The organism is Vibrio sp. 10N.286.49.E11 (genome assembly GCF_041469505.1).
In the GTDB taxonomy this organism is placed as follows: domain Bacteria; phylum Pseudomonadota; class Gammaproteobacteria; order Enterobacterales; family Vibrionaceae; genus Vibrio; species Vibrio crassostreae_C.
Map to the genome: position 1 here is coordinate 1 of NZ_JBFRKQ010000102.1, position 16,210 is coordinate 16,210.

Consider the following 16,210-nt stretch of genomic DNA (forward strand, 5'->3'; position numbering starts at 1 on the left):
GCGATGAACCACAAAAAAGCGCTCAACAATGAGCGCTTTAACTTCATAACAATGTCTAGTTCAGGCTTTCAGGCTTTCAGGCTTTCAGGCTTTAAAAGTACCTTAAACCAAGATTAGTGCGTAATGGAAACCGCGGTTAAGTCTTTATGCTTGTGATACATCGCGTGTTTGACTATCAGGTTCGCACTCACGTTATCCATTCCTGACACTTCAACGTAAGCCCCTTTTTTACGGAACTTGAACACAACCTTATCAAGCGCCTCAACAGAGGTATTATCTAAGAATGACGCATCAGATATATCGATGGTCACTAAAGAGGTCGCGTTGTCATAATCAAATAAGTCGACAAACGCATCTGACGAAGCAAAGAAGACATGGCCTTTTACTCGGTGAATGGTGTGCATTTCGTTTGTCACGACTTCATCGGATATAAACACCATGGATTTGCTGGCATGTGCATAAAACAGAGCCGACAGCACCACGCCAACCGCAACACCTATTGCTAAATTATGAGTAAACACCACCACCGCCACGGTTGCTAGCATGGTTACATTGGTTGGCAGTGTGTGATCTTTAAGCTCAACAATGGAACGCCATGAGAATGTGCCGATAGAAACCATGATCATCACAGACACTAAAGCGGCCATCGGTATCAGCTTCAACCAATCAGAAACAAACACCACCATTAGCAACAAAACCACCCCAGCGATCATGCTGGACAATCGGGTTAAGCCACCTGATTTGATGTTAATGATCGACTGACCGATCATTGCGCAGCCCGCCATTCCACCAAAAAGGGAAGCCACGATGTTCGCAACGCCCTGCCCTTTACACTCATTGTTTTTATTGCTTTCAGTATCAGTCAGGTCATCGACTATGGTCGCTGTCATCAAGGATTCCAACAAGCCAACCAGAGACAGAGCAATCGAATATGGCAGGATGGTTGCAAGCGTCTCAAACGTGAATGGAATATTAGGAATCAAGAACACAGGCAGTGAATCGGGAAGCTTGCCCATATCGCCAATCGTTCTCACATCTAAGCCGAAGAGCAAACTAATGATTGTCAGGGTAACAATCGCGACCAGTGGAGAAGGTATTGCGCGACCAAACTTGGGGAAATAAGGAAGCAGATAAATGATCGCCAAACCCAAAGCGACTAACACGTAAACGCTTGAAGGGACGTTGATTAATTCAGGAAGTTGGGCCATGAAAATTAGAATGGCGAGCGCGTTAACAAATCCAGTAATCACCGATTTGGAAACGAAATTCATCAGGTTACCAAGCTTGAGATAACCAGCTGCGATCTGAATGACGCCAGCTAGAAATGAAGCGGCGAGTAGATATTCTAGTCCGTGCTCTCTCACTAAAGTGACCATTAGTAGCGCCATAGCGCCTGTTGCACCGGAAATCATTCCCGGACGACTGCCAACCAAAGCAGTGACGACACAAATACAGAACGAGGCATAGAGCCCTACTTTAGGGTCAACGCCTGCAATAATTGAAAATGCGATGGCTTCAGGGATCAATGCGAGTGCAACCACAATCCCAGACAATGAATCTCCTTTAACGTTTGATAACCAGTGTTTTTTTAAATAATTAAGCATGTAATTCTCTTTTACTTGTACAGCCAGTCCTGCCTTGTTGAGACATAATTTGATCGACTGTTTTTCTTGAATGAGCGAGCGCTCGAAAAGTGCGGGTGTAGAGAGAATGCAGGGGTTAAGGCGGCGTAATTAACACGTAGATATTAAACTCCTCTTGTACTTTAGTGGGAAATTAAGAAGGTGATCAAGTCCAAAATGACTGAATCCGCGCCAATATAGAGTGAGTCTCAACACAATCACACTCCCATTATTGAAAACAAAGGTTTCGATTACGCCATGCTCGTTCAGCAGCTCACATAGGGTGAAAGGTAAGGCTGACGCTAAGATCGAACAAAAAACACCCCCTCAAACCTATTTATCGTCAGTAGACACAATATTTCTTTCACCAAGCAAGAATAAAGGTTGAAGCTGTCGGTATGACAGGTAATATGTTCAATCGATTTAAAAAGTTTATACAACTTAATGTTTCGGCTAATTATTGTGCAAATGTATATTTATTTGCAGCAATGCCAGAGACTTTGAGTTGAATTTGTCCCTCAATGGAGAATGAAATCAACATGACTTACGCGCCTGTAACAGACGTACTTGGCGGCAAGCTAGCGGTAGACAGTGAAGTAACTGTTCGCGGCTGGATCCGTTCACGTCGTGATTCCAAAGCTGGAATCTCTTTCCTTGCCATTTATGACGGCTCTTGTTTCGACCCGATTCAGGCCGTGGTTCCTAATAATCTTAATAATTACGAAAACGAAGTATTAAAGCTAACAACTGGCTGCTCTGTTGAAGTAACGGGTAAGATTGTTGAGTCTCCTGCGAAAGGTCAAGACTTCGAACTAGCAGCAACTGACGTTAAAGTTGTAGGCTGGGTTGAAGACGCTGACACTTACCCAATGGCTAAGACGCGTCACTCTATCGAGTACCTTCGTGAAGTTGCTCACCTACGTCCACGTACAAACGTGATTGGCGCAGTAGCACGTGTACGTAACTGTCTATCTCAAGCGATTCACCGTTTCTACCACGAGCAAGGTTTCTTCTGGACTTCTGCTCCGCTTATTACTGCATCTGATGCGGAAGGCGCTGGTGAAATGTTCCGTGTTTCTACGCTAGACATGGAAAACCTACCACGCACTGAAAAAGGCGACGTAGACTTCAACGAAGATTTTTTCGGTAAAGAGACGTTCCTAACAGTATCTGGCCAACTTAATGCTGAAGCTTATGCTTGTGCACTAAGCAAGGTTTACACGTTCGGTCCTACGTTCCGTGCTGAAAACTCAAACACAAGCCGCCACCTAGCTGAGTTCTGGATGGTTGAGCCTGAAGTTGCGTTTGCAGACCTTAACGATGTAGCGAAACTGGCTGAAGACATGCTTAAGTACGTTTTCGCTGCTGTTCTTGAAGAGCGCCGCGACGACCTTGAGTTCTTCGCTTCTCGCATCGACAAGCAAGCAATTACTCGTCTAGAGCAATTCGTAGACGCTGATTTCGCACAAGTTGACTACACTGACGCAATCCAAATCCTACTAGACTCTGGTAAGAAATTTGAGTTTGACGTTGAGTGGGGCATCGACATGTCTTCTGAGCATGAGCGTTACCTAGCTGAAGAGCACTTCAAAGCACCTGTTATTGTTAAGAACTACCCGAAAGACATCAAAGCTTTCTACATGCGCTTAAACGACGACGGCAAAACAGTTGCAGCAATGGACGTACTTGCACCAGGCATCGGTGAAATCATCGGTGGTGCACAACGTGAAGAGCGTCTAGACATTCTAGACGAGCGTATGATTGCTATGGGTATCGACCCTGAGCACATGAGCTGGTACCGCGACCTACGTAAATACGGTACAGTGCCACACGCTGGTTTCGGTCTTGGTTTCGAGCGTCTAGTATCTTACGTAACAGGTATGGGTAACGTTCGTGACGTGATTCCATTCCCACGTACACCACGCTCTGCAAACTTCTAATTCGAAACCTATTCGATATTAAAAGTTAAGAACAAACAAAAACCTCCGCACTTGCGGAGGTTTTTTTATGTTCGGAATAAAACGAGTCCAGATGCTTCTGCGTGCCACTATCTGAGACTCATTATTTCAAAAGCTAATCCACATCTTGGTCGATAGCGTATTTTATTGCAAGACCGCAAATTGCCATCATAACGAATGGGATCGCGGCAGTGGTGTATTCCGCCCACGCCATATCAGCGAATGCTTTTGCCAGCAGTACGTGGCCGAGAATAAGCAGAAGCGCACACACAATAGCGACAATAATCAGCTTAACTTCATTTCCCATAGTCATTTTCAACATAACGGTATCTCCAATATTTGGTCTACCGTTATTGAATCACAACTCTTTGGTCAATTAGGCGTACAGTTACCCCACAAACAACCCGTACAGTTGGAATGATTGTCTTTTTTATGAGGGACTTAAGGTTTTACGAGTGCGTAAGTTGATGTGCCAGTTTGCCAAGCCAGATGAGCGCCTGTTCTTTCTCTTCTGTCAGTTCATAAGAGAAGTTCAATCGTATCGCGTTATCCACTCTGCCATGCTCACTAAACAGATCGCCAGATGCAACGCTAATACCTTGTTCGATAGCCAGTTGATGAAACTGTTGGCTGTCGAATTTTTCAGAAAAGCGAATCCATATCAAGTAACCACCAGCCGGCTCTTCAATCTCTATTGAATGCGGAAAGTACTGCTTAATGACATCGATAAATCGCTCTTTCCTGACGACAAGGTTTTTACGCAGTTTACGAAGGTGATTGTCGTAGCTTTCATGCGTTAAGAAATGAGCGACACCAAGTTGAACAGGAGCGCTACTCGATAACGTAGAAAGAAGCTGTAACTTTTGAATCGCGTCGTTAAAACGCGTGTTCACAACCCACCCTACTCGATAACCAGGACACAAACTTTTTGAATACGACCCACAAAGCAAGACGGAATCGGTCTTATCGAAGGCCTTTAGTGGCTTCGGCTTATGCCCTTCGTAATAAAGATCGCCATACACGTCATCTTCAATAATGTAGGTTCCATGCTGTTCTGCAATCTCTACCACACGGCGCTTTGCCTGTTCCGACAAACTGGTTCCCGTTGGGTTTTGAAAAGTCGTCATCAGCCAACACGCTTTAACATCTTGGTTTTGTAGCGCGTTTTCAAACTGCTCTATATTCAACCCATTGATTGGGCAAACGTCCACTTCGATAGGGTTAAGCCCGAGCCTCTCGACAGCCTGCAGAGCACCATAGAATGCGGGAGACTCAATCACGACGTTATCACCCGACTTGGTGACCGTTTGCAGGCTCAAGTTGAGCGCCTCCATAGCACCCGACGTAATCACGATGTCTTGATGATTAACCGTGATCCCTTGCTGCAGATAACGCTGTGCGATTTGCCTTCTCAAGGACTCACTGCCCGGTGGTAAATTATTTATCACACTCGCGCCAGTCATCTTCCTACCCGCGCTGGCAAGGTTTCGAGTCAAGGTAGGTAACGGGAAAAGGTCGGGATCTGGGAATGCAGAGCCGAAAGGAATCACACCTTCGGCTGAACTCGACTTCAAGAAATCAAATAAGCGGTCATTAATGGCTTTCTTTTCACTAACGAGTGGCTGTGCGTAGTCAACGCCGTCCAGCCTTGGCGCTACAAAGTAGCCCGACTGAGGTTTAGCGATGATCCACCCTTCGCTTTCTAGCAACTGGTAGGCTTGTAAGACAGTACTATTGCTGACGTTGTAATTTCGACAACTCATGCGTACCGAAGGGATCTTCTCTCCGGATCGCCACGTATTGTTGGCTATCTGAGTTCGAATATCCTTTGCAAGCTCTTCATAACGCGCCATCTAATTGTACTACCTAGAGAAATTCTGTGAGCCGGTGATTTTATCACTTACGCCAACAACTATTGCTGCTATCCATATGATCGCACCTAATTTCCACAATAGTGTGAATTGGTTCACAGATAACTTTGTAAGCTTTGCTAAGTTTGTACCCAAGGTAGGAGCTAAGTTGGCTTTCTACCTCAATAATTTGATGTAACCCAAAAACATGCGAGATAACAATGAAAAAAATAGAAGCAGACCAATTAAGTTATAAAGGAGAGTCAAACGGTGTTCACAGTTGGACAACACCGAGCGGTCAGCCATATTACTGGCACCCAGATTGGCTCCATATTGCTGAAGATGCGACAGGCTCACATCCAAAGCAAAAGATCGATGTCGAACAAGACCAAGCACCAACGGAAAAACACGCGGTGTCTGCTATTCTGAAACACATCAACCAATGGGCTGCAGACAAACTAGCGTCTCACCCTGAGATTGAAACCGGCTCAATCGAAGCTGAAATCAATCTCAAAAAGTAACGGGGTAAAGTAGATAGCAAACTCAATCACTCGCGATTCTAACCAGTACACAGACTGAATAGCCTCGAACCTCGACCGAGGCTATTCAAGTATCTTCATAAAAATGCTGCAATAACCCCCACCTAGCTAACAAATCTCTAACACAAACCAGTTTCTTGTATCAATCCACGAAAGCTATCGATAGAATTTCCGGTCTTATTCACGTCACTTATGCTAATCATTCGCAATTCTAAAGTCGTGAATCAATGAATGCGTAAATCTAATAAGAATGAGAACAAAGGCTTACCGATGGATACTTCAAATTACAATCAATCGCTAACGACTAAGTTATACGTCATTGCTGGCGTGCTGTTTGGCACCTATGGCAGTCGGGTGTGCCCTATGCTCGATAGCTTAACGACGTTAGAGATTTTCACACAAGTCAGTATTGTGTTTATCTTATTATGGCTCGCACGTCGTTACCCATTGGCGCAACATACCTTGGTCAAGCAAGGCCGATTCGCGCAACTCGATACCCTGCTATTTTTTGCTGCAAGTGTGCCTTTCGCGCTCTACTACAACTTAAGCTATGAATTCACCATAGATAGTAATTTGAAGGTGCTGTTTGGCATGAGTCTATTCGGCTTCTTTACCGGAACCATTCTTCAATTGAATGCCAAGCTCAGCCAAATGGATAAAATGGAGACGACTGGACAATTCGACTTCCAACTGGTTGGTGAAAGAAGTTCACTGGTCAAGCAGATGATAGGCTTGGTTATCGTGCTTCTGGTAACACTGACGACTATGTTGACGATGATTGCTGTCAAAGACATCTTCTGGCTAGAACACAACCCTGACCGCTTATTGGATGGCACCGGCAAGATCAGCGTGATCAAAGAGTTTATTTATTTGGCTGTGGTACTGGGTGGCTACGCGATAACCATCATGACGCTTTGGAGTAAGCTAATTAAGCGTATTCTCCTAAGCCAAGAGCACGCATTAAACAAAGTCACCAATGGCGAGCAAGGCGTTCGCTTACCTATTTTCGGCTACAACGAGCTTGGCTCAATGGCATCTATGACCAATACCATGCTTGATAGCCTTGAAACCGCGCAAAACGAAGTCAAAACCACACGTGACGTGGCCATTGTGAGCTTATCGGCATTGGCTGAATCTCGAGACAATGAAACGGGCGCACATATCCTAAGAACTCAAGAGTACGTCAAGGTGCTCGCACAAGAGCTCAGCAAATCAGAAACCCACTCAAGCTTGTTAACACCAAACTACATCGAGTTGCTCTACAAATCTGCGCCTTTGCACGACGTGGGCAAAGTAGGTGTTCCTGATAGTGTGTTATTGAAGCCGGGCAAATTGACGGACGAAGAGTTTGAGATAATGAAAGGTCACCCCGCGATTGGGGCTGAAGCGTTATCTATTGCAGAAAAGCAGTTGGGAAGTAGCTCTTTCTTAAGAGTCGCAAAGGAGATATCTCTGACTCACCACGAGAAATGGAATGGCAGTGGTTATCCTAATCAGTTGTCTGGTGAAGATATCCCGTTATCTGGCCGTTTAATGGCATTAGCTGATGTTTATGATGCGCTCATCTCGAAGCGAGTCTACAAGCCACCCTTTACTCATGAACAAGCTAAACAGATCATCTTAGAGGGCAATGGGACGCATTTTGATCCGCAAGTTGTCCAAGCTTTTCTGGTCGTCGAACAAGCGTTTGTTTCAATTGCTGCGACCTACAAAGATGGCAAAAATGTAGCGAGTGAACTCGAGCGCGAAAGCTTTATTGCTCAACCAGCGTAATCTATTCAAAATCCACTAACTTCTTGCACCCTATAGGTTAATCCGTAGGGTGTTTTGTTATCAAATATCCTCTTTAGTCAATAAATCTGATTGAAATGGATTTTTTTTGGTCTTTCTGTTCACTTCGTATTGTCTTAAAAATTCCATACAGGTATAACTACCCATAGATACTATCCCCTCTCAATTGACATGGATGAAGATTATGTTTGAAAAAGTGTTAGCTGCTCCCGCCGATCCTATCCTCGGCCTTACTGAAGAGTTTAAAAAAGACTCTCGTGCAGAGAAAATCAACCTTGGCGTTGGCATCTACAAAAATGAAGATGGTCAAACACCAGTACTTAAAACAGTAAAGAAAGCAGAAGCTGCACTTCTTGAAAACGAAAAAACCAAATCTTACCTAACGATTGAAGGTACAGCTGAATACGGTCTAGCGGTTCAGAAACTTCTTTTCGGTTCAGACGCAGAGATCGTTGCATCTCAACGCGCTAAAACAGCACAAGCTCCAGGTGGTACAGGTGCACTTCGCGTAGCGGGTGAATTCATCAAGCGCCAACTGGGCGATGTAAAAATCTGGATCAGTAACCCAACTTGGGCAAACCACAACGGCGTTTTCGCTGCTGCGGGTATCGAGACAGCTCAATACAGCTACTACAACGCTGAAACAAAAGACAAAGACTTCGCAGGCATGGTTGCTGACCTAGAGAAAGCTTCTGAAGGCGATATCGTTCTTCTTCACGGCTGCTGTCACAACCCAACAGGTATCGACCCAACAACTGAAGAGTGGGAAGTTCTTGCTAAGCTGGTTGCTGAGAAAAAACTGCTGCCTCTATTCGATTTTGCTTACCAAGGTTTTGCAAAAGGCGTTGAAGAAGATGCTGCTGGCCTACGTATTTTTGCTCAATACAACAAAGAGATCCTTGTTGCTAGCTCGTTCTCTAAGAACTTCGGCTTGTACAACGAGCGTGTTGGTGCATTCACTCTGGTTGCAGAATCTGCAGACGTAGCAACAACAGCGTTCTCTCAAGTTAAGAGCATTATTCGCTCTATCTACTCTAACCCACCAGCGCACGGCAGTGCTGTCGTTACTCACATCCTTGGTGATGCTGATCTACGTGCTGAATGGGAAGCAGAAGTGGCAGAAATGCGTGACCGTATCCAAGAGATGCGTGAACTATTCGTAACGACACTGAAATCAGAAGGTGTTGATGCAGACTTCACATTCATCGAACGTCAAAACGGCATGTTCTCGTTCTCAGGCCTAAGCAAAGAGCAAGTAACTCGCCTAAAAGACGAATTCGCTATCTACATTGTTGGCTCTGGTCGTATCAGCGTTGCTGGTATGACTAAGTCAAACATGGGTCCTCTATGTAAAGGTATCGCTGCGGTTCTTTAATCGAAAAGCGAAACCTGTATTTGCAGACCACAAGCTTGCACTTACAGACCAATAGATGTGTAAAAGCCAGCAATTAAGCTGGCTTTTTTGTGTCTCCACTTTCAGGTTTAGATACTTTGTAAGTTAATACTCTAGGAAAAATTCCACACCTAGCTCATTAGTACGCTCGCTACGAATTTTACCTTCACCATCTCGATGTTGGTATGACCCACCAATCGCAAACTTGTTAGTCACTAGATAGCGTAAACCTAAGTGATAGATCTCTTCATCAAACAGGTCACTTCGATTCACTTGCACGCTGCCGTTGGCAATCCAACGTTTCGCAAAGCCATAGTTAAGCTCAGCTTTTACCCCTTGGATGAACTCAGTGTCTGAAGATTCAGTTCGGTTGGTGTCATTATTTTCAACCTTACCTTTAGTGATACCAAGCAGGTAGTAAGCCACTATATCTAAATCTGTCTTAATGCTGTAACGGTAACCAACACCTGGCATCAGTGTATCAATTCGAGTTGTGGTGTCATCAGGGTGAATGAAGCGTGCGCTATAGTCTCCCAGCAACAACCAATCATCCGTCATCGCGTAACTGACGCCTAATCCATACGACGAGGCATTGTTATTACTGCCTGCATCTTCATTTAAACTGCCCGAATGCGCGGTGGCATAAATATGGTCGTAATCCAAAATATCCACCGCGTTAGTGTCCGCCCACAAACTTGGAGAAAACATAAAAACCGCAGATACAAAACTAAGCTTCCACTTCGACATTCCTATCATCCTTAAACTGTCACTCCATTAATTGAAAGGTTAGTCTATCCATAAGACTTTAAAAAGGTTTTAGCTCACAGATTGATTTGTGACGGCAAAATATTATCAAATGTTGTACCATGAAATCATACAAACCAATGGATGATCATTATGGATGCTGAGTTATTAGAGATTCAAAACTTTCTGGCACAATACCCCCCTTTCACAGAACTCCCTGAGGAGATGTTGGCGAAAGTGACCAGTAGCGTGGAAATTTCTTATTACCGCCAAGATACCCCTATCATTCACTTTGGTGATCAAATTCATGACTTATACATCGTTCGAAGTGGCGAAGTCGAAGTCTACCGCCGTAAAGGCGAACTCTATAACCGCCTTGATGAAGGCCACTTGTTCGGGCAAATGGGTCTACTGACCAACAATAAGGTTCGTTTCCCAGTAAAAGCGACCGAAGATACTCTTCTCTACTGCATTCCTGAGCCAATTTTCCAAGAGCTCTACGACAACTACGACTCCTTTGCAGATTTCGTAGAAGTAGAAGACAACGCCCGTCTTCGCCAAGCAAACTCAAGTAATAACGATGCCAACGATCTCACGACATCCAAGGTAAAAACGCTACTGACTAGCGAAGCGCCGATGATCGAGAAGACTCGTACGATACAACAAGCCGCGACTATGATGGCCGAAGACAATGTCTCTTCCCTGCTGATCATTGATCCAGAAATCGTTGAAGATGATGAAGATGACTCAACACCCGTGATTGGCATCATCACAGACCGAGATTTATGTACTCGCGTTTTAGCTGAAGGGCTTGACCCATCGGATGAAGTCTCTAGCGTAATGACACCTGAGGTTATCTCTCTCGATCACAATGCTTACGTATACGAAGCTATGATGACCATGCTTCGCTATAACGTGCATCATTTACCAGTGCTTAAAGATAAGAAGCCGATTGGTATTATCGAAGCGACCGATATTGTTCGTTATGAGTCTCAAAACTCGCTGTTATTGGTAAGTAGTATCTTCCAGCAACAAAGTATCGAAGATCTGAAGGTGCTTTCCGAGCAAGTAAAAGACAGCTTTGTGCGCTTAGTTAACGAAGATGCCAACGCCCACATGGTGGGTACTGCAATGTCGGTAATTGGTCGTAGCTTTAAGCAGCGAATTATCGAACTGGGCGAAGAGAAATTGGGCAAGTCGCCTATTCCTTACTGTTTCCTCGCACTGGGCTCTATGGGGCGTGATGAGCAGCTGCTGGTTACCGACCAAGATAACGCAATCATTCTTGATGATACCTACGACGAGAAAAAGCACGGTAAATACTTTGAGGAGCTGTCGACCTTTATTTGTGATGGCTTAGATCAGTGTGGCTATGTGTATTGTACTGGCGATATCATGGCGACTAACCCAACGTGGCGTATGACTCGTCGACAATGGGAAGAGTGCTTTGCCGATTGGATTGATGATCCAAACCCGAAAGCACTGTTAAATGCTTCAATCTTCTTCGACTTAGATGGCGTTTATGGTCGTCTGAAATGGGCCGAGCAATTGAACAGCTTTATTGTTCGACGCGCACGTAAGAACAATCGCTTCTTGGCGTGTCTTGCACGTAACGCACTCAACCGTACACCTCCGCTCGGCTTCTTCAAAGATTTCGTGATGGAGAAAGATGGCCGTCACAACAACTCTATCAACCTTAAGCGTCGTGGTACTGCGCCACTCGCCGATTTGATTCGTGTTCACTCGCTCGCGGTAGCGTCTCGCTCTAAGAACTCGTTCGAACGCTTAGATGACATTATTGACGCCGGTATTCTGCCAAAAGGCCGAGCTCAAGATTTGAAAGATGCGATGGAGTTTATCTCTCTGGTTCGTATTCGCCACCAAGCACACGATGTCGACAACAACATCGAGCCTGATAACAACATCGAGCCAGAGAACCTGTCTGACTTCGAACGACGTAACCTAAAGGATGCATTCCAAATATTAAGTAATGCGCAAAACTTCCTTAAGTTCCGTTATCAAGCCAGCAACAAGTTTAAGTAGGGCCTATGAACAAACTATTCAGATCACCTGCGGTCGATTGGCCATTTAAGTTTGCTCAGAAGCTTGAACGAGCGAGAGACGAGCGCTTAAAGCACTTTTATAGCCAGCCTCTTCCTGCGCCTGATACGCCACTTTCAGAAGTGATGTTTTTGGCTGTCGACTTTGAGACAACGGGGTTAAACCCAAACAAAGACGGCATCATTACCATTGGTTTAGTGCCATTTACGCTCAATCGCATCTACTTGCGACAAGCCAAACACTGGACTCTAAGACCAAAACAGAAACTTGAAGAAGAGTCTGTCGTGATTCATGGCATCACTCACAATGACATCATTGATGCGCCAGACCTTAGCGAAGTGTTGGGCGAGATCTTAGAATCAATGGCGGGACATATCCCTGTGGTTCACTATCGTCGTATCGAACGTGACTTTTTGGACAATGCATTGAAAGTGCGACTCGGTGAAGGCATTGAGTTCCCAGTCCTCGACACGCTGGAGATTGAATCTCAGATCCAAAATAAACTGGCTGGCGGCTTGTGGAATAAGCTGAAAGGTAAGAAGCCAGCTTCAGTGAGACTGGGTCAGAGTCGTCGTCGATACCATCTGCCCGACTACACGCCGCATCATGCATTAACTGACGCTATTGCGACCGCTGAGCTACTCCAAGCGCAAATTGCTCATCACTTTGACTCTGAGATGCCTCTGAAGAGTTTCTGGCTCTAGCTGAGTTACGTAAGCTAAATACAAACACAAAGCCCATCAACTTCCATTGGTGGGCTTTTTCATTTTTATCGTCTGTGTTTAAGCAACGGTTGGCCCGACTAAGCGCATTTCCCATAAGCGTTTAAACATATTATAACGTCACACCGCAGCAGTTCCGCTCTAATGGACGTCGAAAATCGTGATCGCTATTTGTCAGCGCGATTGGCATTATTACTTCCCAACCACAGACAACGTTTGGTAATAAAGACGCTTTTGCTGATACATATTCTCATCAGCGACTGAGAACAATTGCTCAACGTCTGTTGAATCACTAGAGGCTGCACCAATCGAGAATCTGACAGGAATAGAGATACCCGCTTTAGTCTCGATTGCCTGTTGCTCCTGAGCAATGTACAACTGCTCAGTCATCTTTGCGACATTGAGCAAACTCGACTCACCAGACGTTAAGGTAAGCACCGCAAATTCATCTCCACCCAAACGGTATAGATTACTGGCAGGTGTCAATTCGTGGCTGATTACGTCTACGCAGCGCTGTATCAGCTCATCCCCGGTCTCATGCCCATGAACATCATTGGTCGTTTTCAAGCCATTGATATCAATAATGATCAAAGAAATCTGATTTTGATTGTCGTTAATGCTGCGTTTACTGAATTCGAGATCTTCATTAAAAGCTTTACGATTCAAACAGCCAGTCGGCATATTAATCCGTGTAATATTTTCGAGCTCTAGCCAACCAGCTAACTGTTTTTGGTACATGTCAAAAATCAGAAGATCTTCTTCACTGAGGACATCAAATGAACTTGAACAAAAATACCCGATCGCCGTCCCCTGTGAGTCATAGAGTATCAGGTCAGCCTCGCCAGTCCGGTTAAAATGAAACTGAATCGAATGTTGAACAAGTAATGTCTTTAACTCTTGATCGACCATTTGAGGAATCAACCGATATTCAGCCGCGTGTCTTGATGATGCAAACTGAACGATCTTCAAAATACGATGCTTCTGGGATTCTTCACGCGCGAGCGAATTAGTTAACTTGCTGGTTTTCTCTTCAACTAAGTCCTCTAGCAGAACATTAAACCTTTCGAGTTTATCGTTACTTTCGGTCAGTTCACGGACTTGGCATTGTATACGACCCCACATGGTTTCCAATAAACGACTCAGCGTGACGAACTCTGTAAAACGATGTTCATCCACACTATGAGTCGGTGACTGGTTATGCGAATACGACGTAACAGATTCAGCCAACAAGTTTAACTGCCCTGAGAACCAGCGGCTTAGGAACAGAGCAAACACAATCGAGATGGCAAGCGTCGCCACCAATATTCTGACAAAGACCACCTGAGCTTGTTGCATCTCTAATAAACGCTCACTGTCGGAAATATGATGTTTGACGTTCAGTACCAATTTGTCGGTAAAGAATGTGCTGTCGATAGAGATAATGTTCGCACTTTGTTCAGAAGATTGAGCATCCGTTGAATCAATATAGTTAAACTCAACCGACTCATTTTGATAAAGGAAAGGCGTCACTTTAGTCTTAAGTCTGTCATACCCCATAAGAACCACAAGATAACCCTGCGGCGTGTATGTAGAACCTTCTATCAAACGATAAGGTAAAATCGGCGCGACAAAAGCGATACCTGCAGCGGTATTATCCGCCACTTCAGTTTCGGTAAACTCGGTGTGGAACAATTTCCCTTGCCCATAAACCGATTGAGGACGCTTCAAGCTTTCTAATAACTGGCTCTGCTCAAAATGGTACAAGCTGCCTTTGCTGTCATAAATGGGCTTCCAGTTTTGGTCCAGAATATAAGTCGCGGACACACTCTCCGCTAGCGCATTGAAGCTATCCATCTTGTCCCAAACAACACTCGAGAAAAAGATATTACCACCCGCTTTAATCAATGATCGGTCATGCGAATACCATTGAGTTAGGCTCGCCGTCAGCTTAATTTGCTCTTGTACGGTTTGACGAATACCGGTCGTAGAGTTGTCCAGCTTGGTTTCTTTTTGCTCTAAAGAACTTTGGTTTTGTTTATTGAGAATCAACTGTCCCGCTAGGTAAACAGGAAGCATTGAGCAAGCCAGCAACACCAAGCCCATGGTGTATTTTAATGATAGCTTCAATCTCTTACCCTCATATTCGCCGAGTAATATTGAACAAAATCATTGTAAAACTTATGCAGTTCACTCTTTGGCATCCCTGACTTGTAACGCTGATACGCCCGAGCCGATGCCTCCCAAACGATCGCCATCTTGTAGTCACTCGACATCATTTGCGATGCTTGAAACTCATCGTACATATTTGAAAGTGTCTGGTTACCTTCCTCAACACGGCGTTGATTAACCTCATAAAACGGCGAAACCATGGCACTCGAGTGAGCTAAATAGGTGAAACTGTTTGATTGCAGGTATTGAACGACTTCTTTCAAAGCCAATTTCTTATCTGGGTTTTGCATGCCTTTTTCCGTGACAGCAAAAACCTTTGCGCCACTAAATGAAGACATACTTTCACCACGATAGGTCGGCAACGAATTGATGTACAAATCTCGACCAAAGGCGGCATCGAGTTCGCTGAACGCCCAATCACCGTCAATCAAAAACTCGACTTCCCCATTGATGAACCTCTGCCTCGCGCAAATATCGCTGCACGATGATTCGATGACTTTTTTCTGCTGCAACATGTCGATGAAATCAAAGATAGCAACTAACCCTTCACCATTAACATTCTTCGACGATAATAAGTCTTCAGAAAAAAGCTGATAGAAAGCTAGATAGAAGTACATGTTTGGATTGGGAAAAAGCACGCTCACTTGATCGGACTGAGCAGAGCGTTCAATTAGGCTCTCCCATGTCACGACTTGCGCTTGAGGCTTGCTCGAATACAGAACGACTTGGTTTCCAATACCAACCGGTAACGCCTTAAGCTCACCGTTGATGACCACTGCATCAAGCGCTTTTTTCTCATAGCGTTGGGTATCGACCCAAGCATCAGGAAGCGTCGCTAAATCGATATATTCAGTTAGACCTAAGAAGTCAGAAGGAACCCAGATGGCGTCGGGAAAGGTATTGTCTCTAGGATCAGCAACAAGCAGTTCAGAACGAATACTGTTGACGTCAAACGAACGAATTTCTACACGATGATCAGTCATCGCTTCGATATGTTCTTTTACATAATCGGCCGTTTCATAATTAATACCAGCCCATATTTCAAGTGTGGACGAACAAGCAACGGCCGGAAATAGCATCGCAAATAGACTCAATAACCTCACACTTGGTTCCTTGTGGTAAAAATTAGACGTTGGATTTTAATCGCCCATCAATAAACCGGGCGATGCGGCTTATCGCTCACTGCTCATGATTAGAGACCTAGCTTTGGGCGACACGTTATATAGTAAAAAGTGCCTAAATAACAGTTGATACTCTCGCTTTAAGAGAAAGGTCTGCTCATTCTGATACATCCGTCATATCTCTGGATGACTGTTCTTACAATAAATCAACATACCATACCCTTTATTATTAACGACAAAAAAATGGTTCATCGCGGCTTT

12 protein-coding genes are annotated in these 16,210 nt (G+C 44.6%); 6 read left to right on the forward strand and 6 right to left on the reverse strand.

All coding sequences use genetic code 11. From position 1 onward, the window contains the following. Positions 1-113: 113 nt before the first annotated feature. Entirely contained in the window at positions 114-1,604 is a 1,491-nt protein-coding gene (locus tag AB4167_RS20705; protein WP_136982514.1) for a SulP family inorganic anion transporter, read from the reverse strand. Positions 1,605-2,161: 557 nt separating this feature from the next. On the opposite strand from AB4167_RS20705, the gene asnS reads away from it, so the two are divergent. Continuing rightward, positions 2,162-3,562 (forward strand): asparagine--tRNA ligase, encoded by a 1,401-nt coding sequence (gene asnS, locus AB4167_RS20710; RefSeq protein WP_017060416.1) that lies wholly within the window; start codon positions 2,162-2,164, stop codon positions 3,560-3,562. A 133-nt stretch (positions 3,563-3,695) separates the two neighbouring features. Here the strand turns inward: asnS and AB4167_RS20715 are convergent, their stop codons facing one another. Continuing rightward, positions 3,696-3,902 carry a hypothetical protein gene (locus tag AB4167_RS20715; protein ID WP_004734707.1) on the reverse strand — a complete coding sequence of 69 codons (207 nt, stop codon included), beginning with the start codon at positions 3,900-3,902 and terminating at the stop codon, positions 3,696-3,698. A gap of 127 nt (positions 3,903-4,029) precedes the next feature. After that, positions 4,030-5,433, reverse strand: a complete 1,404-nt coding sequence (locus AB4167_RS20720) for a PLP-dependent aminotransferase family protein (protein ID WP_017065418.1) — start codon at positions 5,431-5,433, stop codon at positions 4,030-4,032. 218 nt (positions 5,434-5,651) lie between these two features. Here AB4167_RS20720 and AB4167_RS20725 point away from each other — a divergent pair, with 218 nt between their 5' ends. The 3 genes from AB4167_RS20725 to AB4167_RS20735 all read left to right on the forward strand — a co-directional run bounded on the left by AB4167_RS20725 (position 5,652) and on the right by AB4167_RS20735 (position 9,135). Beyond that, positions 5,652-5,951 carry a hypothetical protein gene (locus AB4167_RS20725; protein WP_017060414.1) on the forward strand — a complete coding sequence of 100 codons (300 nt, stop codon included), beginning with the start codon at positions 5,652-5,654 and terminating at the stop codon, positions 5,949-5,951. Between the two features lie 249 nt (positions 5,952-6,200). Beyond that, positions 6,201-7,742, forward strand: a complete 1,542-nt coding sequence (locus AB4167_RS20730; RefSeq protein WP_136974827.1) for an HD-GYP domain-containing protein — start codon at positions 6,201-6,203, stop codon at positions 7,740-7,742. A 202-nt stretch (positions 7,743-7,944) separates the two neighbouring features. Then, positions 7,945-9,135, forward strand: coding sequence for an amino acid aminotransferase (locus tag AB4167_RS20735; RefSeq protein WP_019822582.1), 1,191 nt, complete (start codon positions 7,945-7,947; stop codon positions 9,133-9,135). A gap of 123 nt (positions 9,136-9,258) precedes the next feature. Here the strand turns inward: AB4167_RS20735 and AB4167_RS20740 are convergent, their stop codons facing one another. After that, positions 9,259-9,900: an outer membrane beta-barrel protein gene (locus AB4167_RS20740; protein WP_017065415.1), complete on the reverse strand. Its 642-nt coding sequence runs from the start codon at positions 9,898-9,900 to the stop codon at positions 9,259-9,261. Positions 9,901-10,050: 150 nt separating this feature from the next. Between AB4167_RS20740 and AB4167_RS20745 the strand changes: the two genes are divergently transcribed. Then, a complete protein-coding gene (locus AB4167_RS20745; protein WP_017066062.1) occupies positions 10,051-11,940 on the forward strand; it encodes a DUF294 nucleotidyltransferase-like domain-containing protein in 1,890 nt (629 codons plus the stop codon). 5 nt (positions 11,941-11,945) lie between these two features. Next, positions 11,946-12,662, forward strand: a complete 717-nt coding sequence (locus AB4167_RS20750; RefSeq protein ID WP_017060409.1) for a 3'-5' exonuclease — start codon at positions 11,946-11,948, stop codon at positions 12,660-12,662. 210 nt (positions 12,663-12,872) lie between these two features. On the opposite strand, the gene AB4167_RS20755 is transcribed toward AB4167_RS20750, so the two are convergent. Together AB4167_RS20755 and AB4167_RS20760 are read right to left on the reverse strand one after the other, a co-directional pair. Beyond that, positions 12,873-14,762, reverse strand: coding sequence for a GGDEF domain-containing protein (locus AB4167_RS20755; protein ID WP_136982516.1), 1,890 nt, complete (start codon positions 14,760-14,762; stop codon positions 12,873-12,875). Between the two features lie 20 nt (positions 14,763-14,782). Next, complete coding sequence (locus AB4167_RS20760; RefSeq protein ID WP_029235305.1) at positions 14,783-15,931, reverse strand: extracellular solute-binding protein; 1,149 nt, start codon at positions 15,929-15,931, stop codon at positions 14,783-14,785. Between the last annotated feature and the right edge of the window lie 279 nt (positions 15,932-16,210).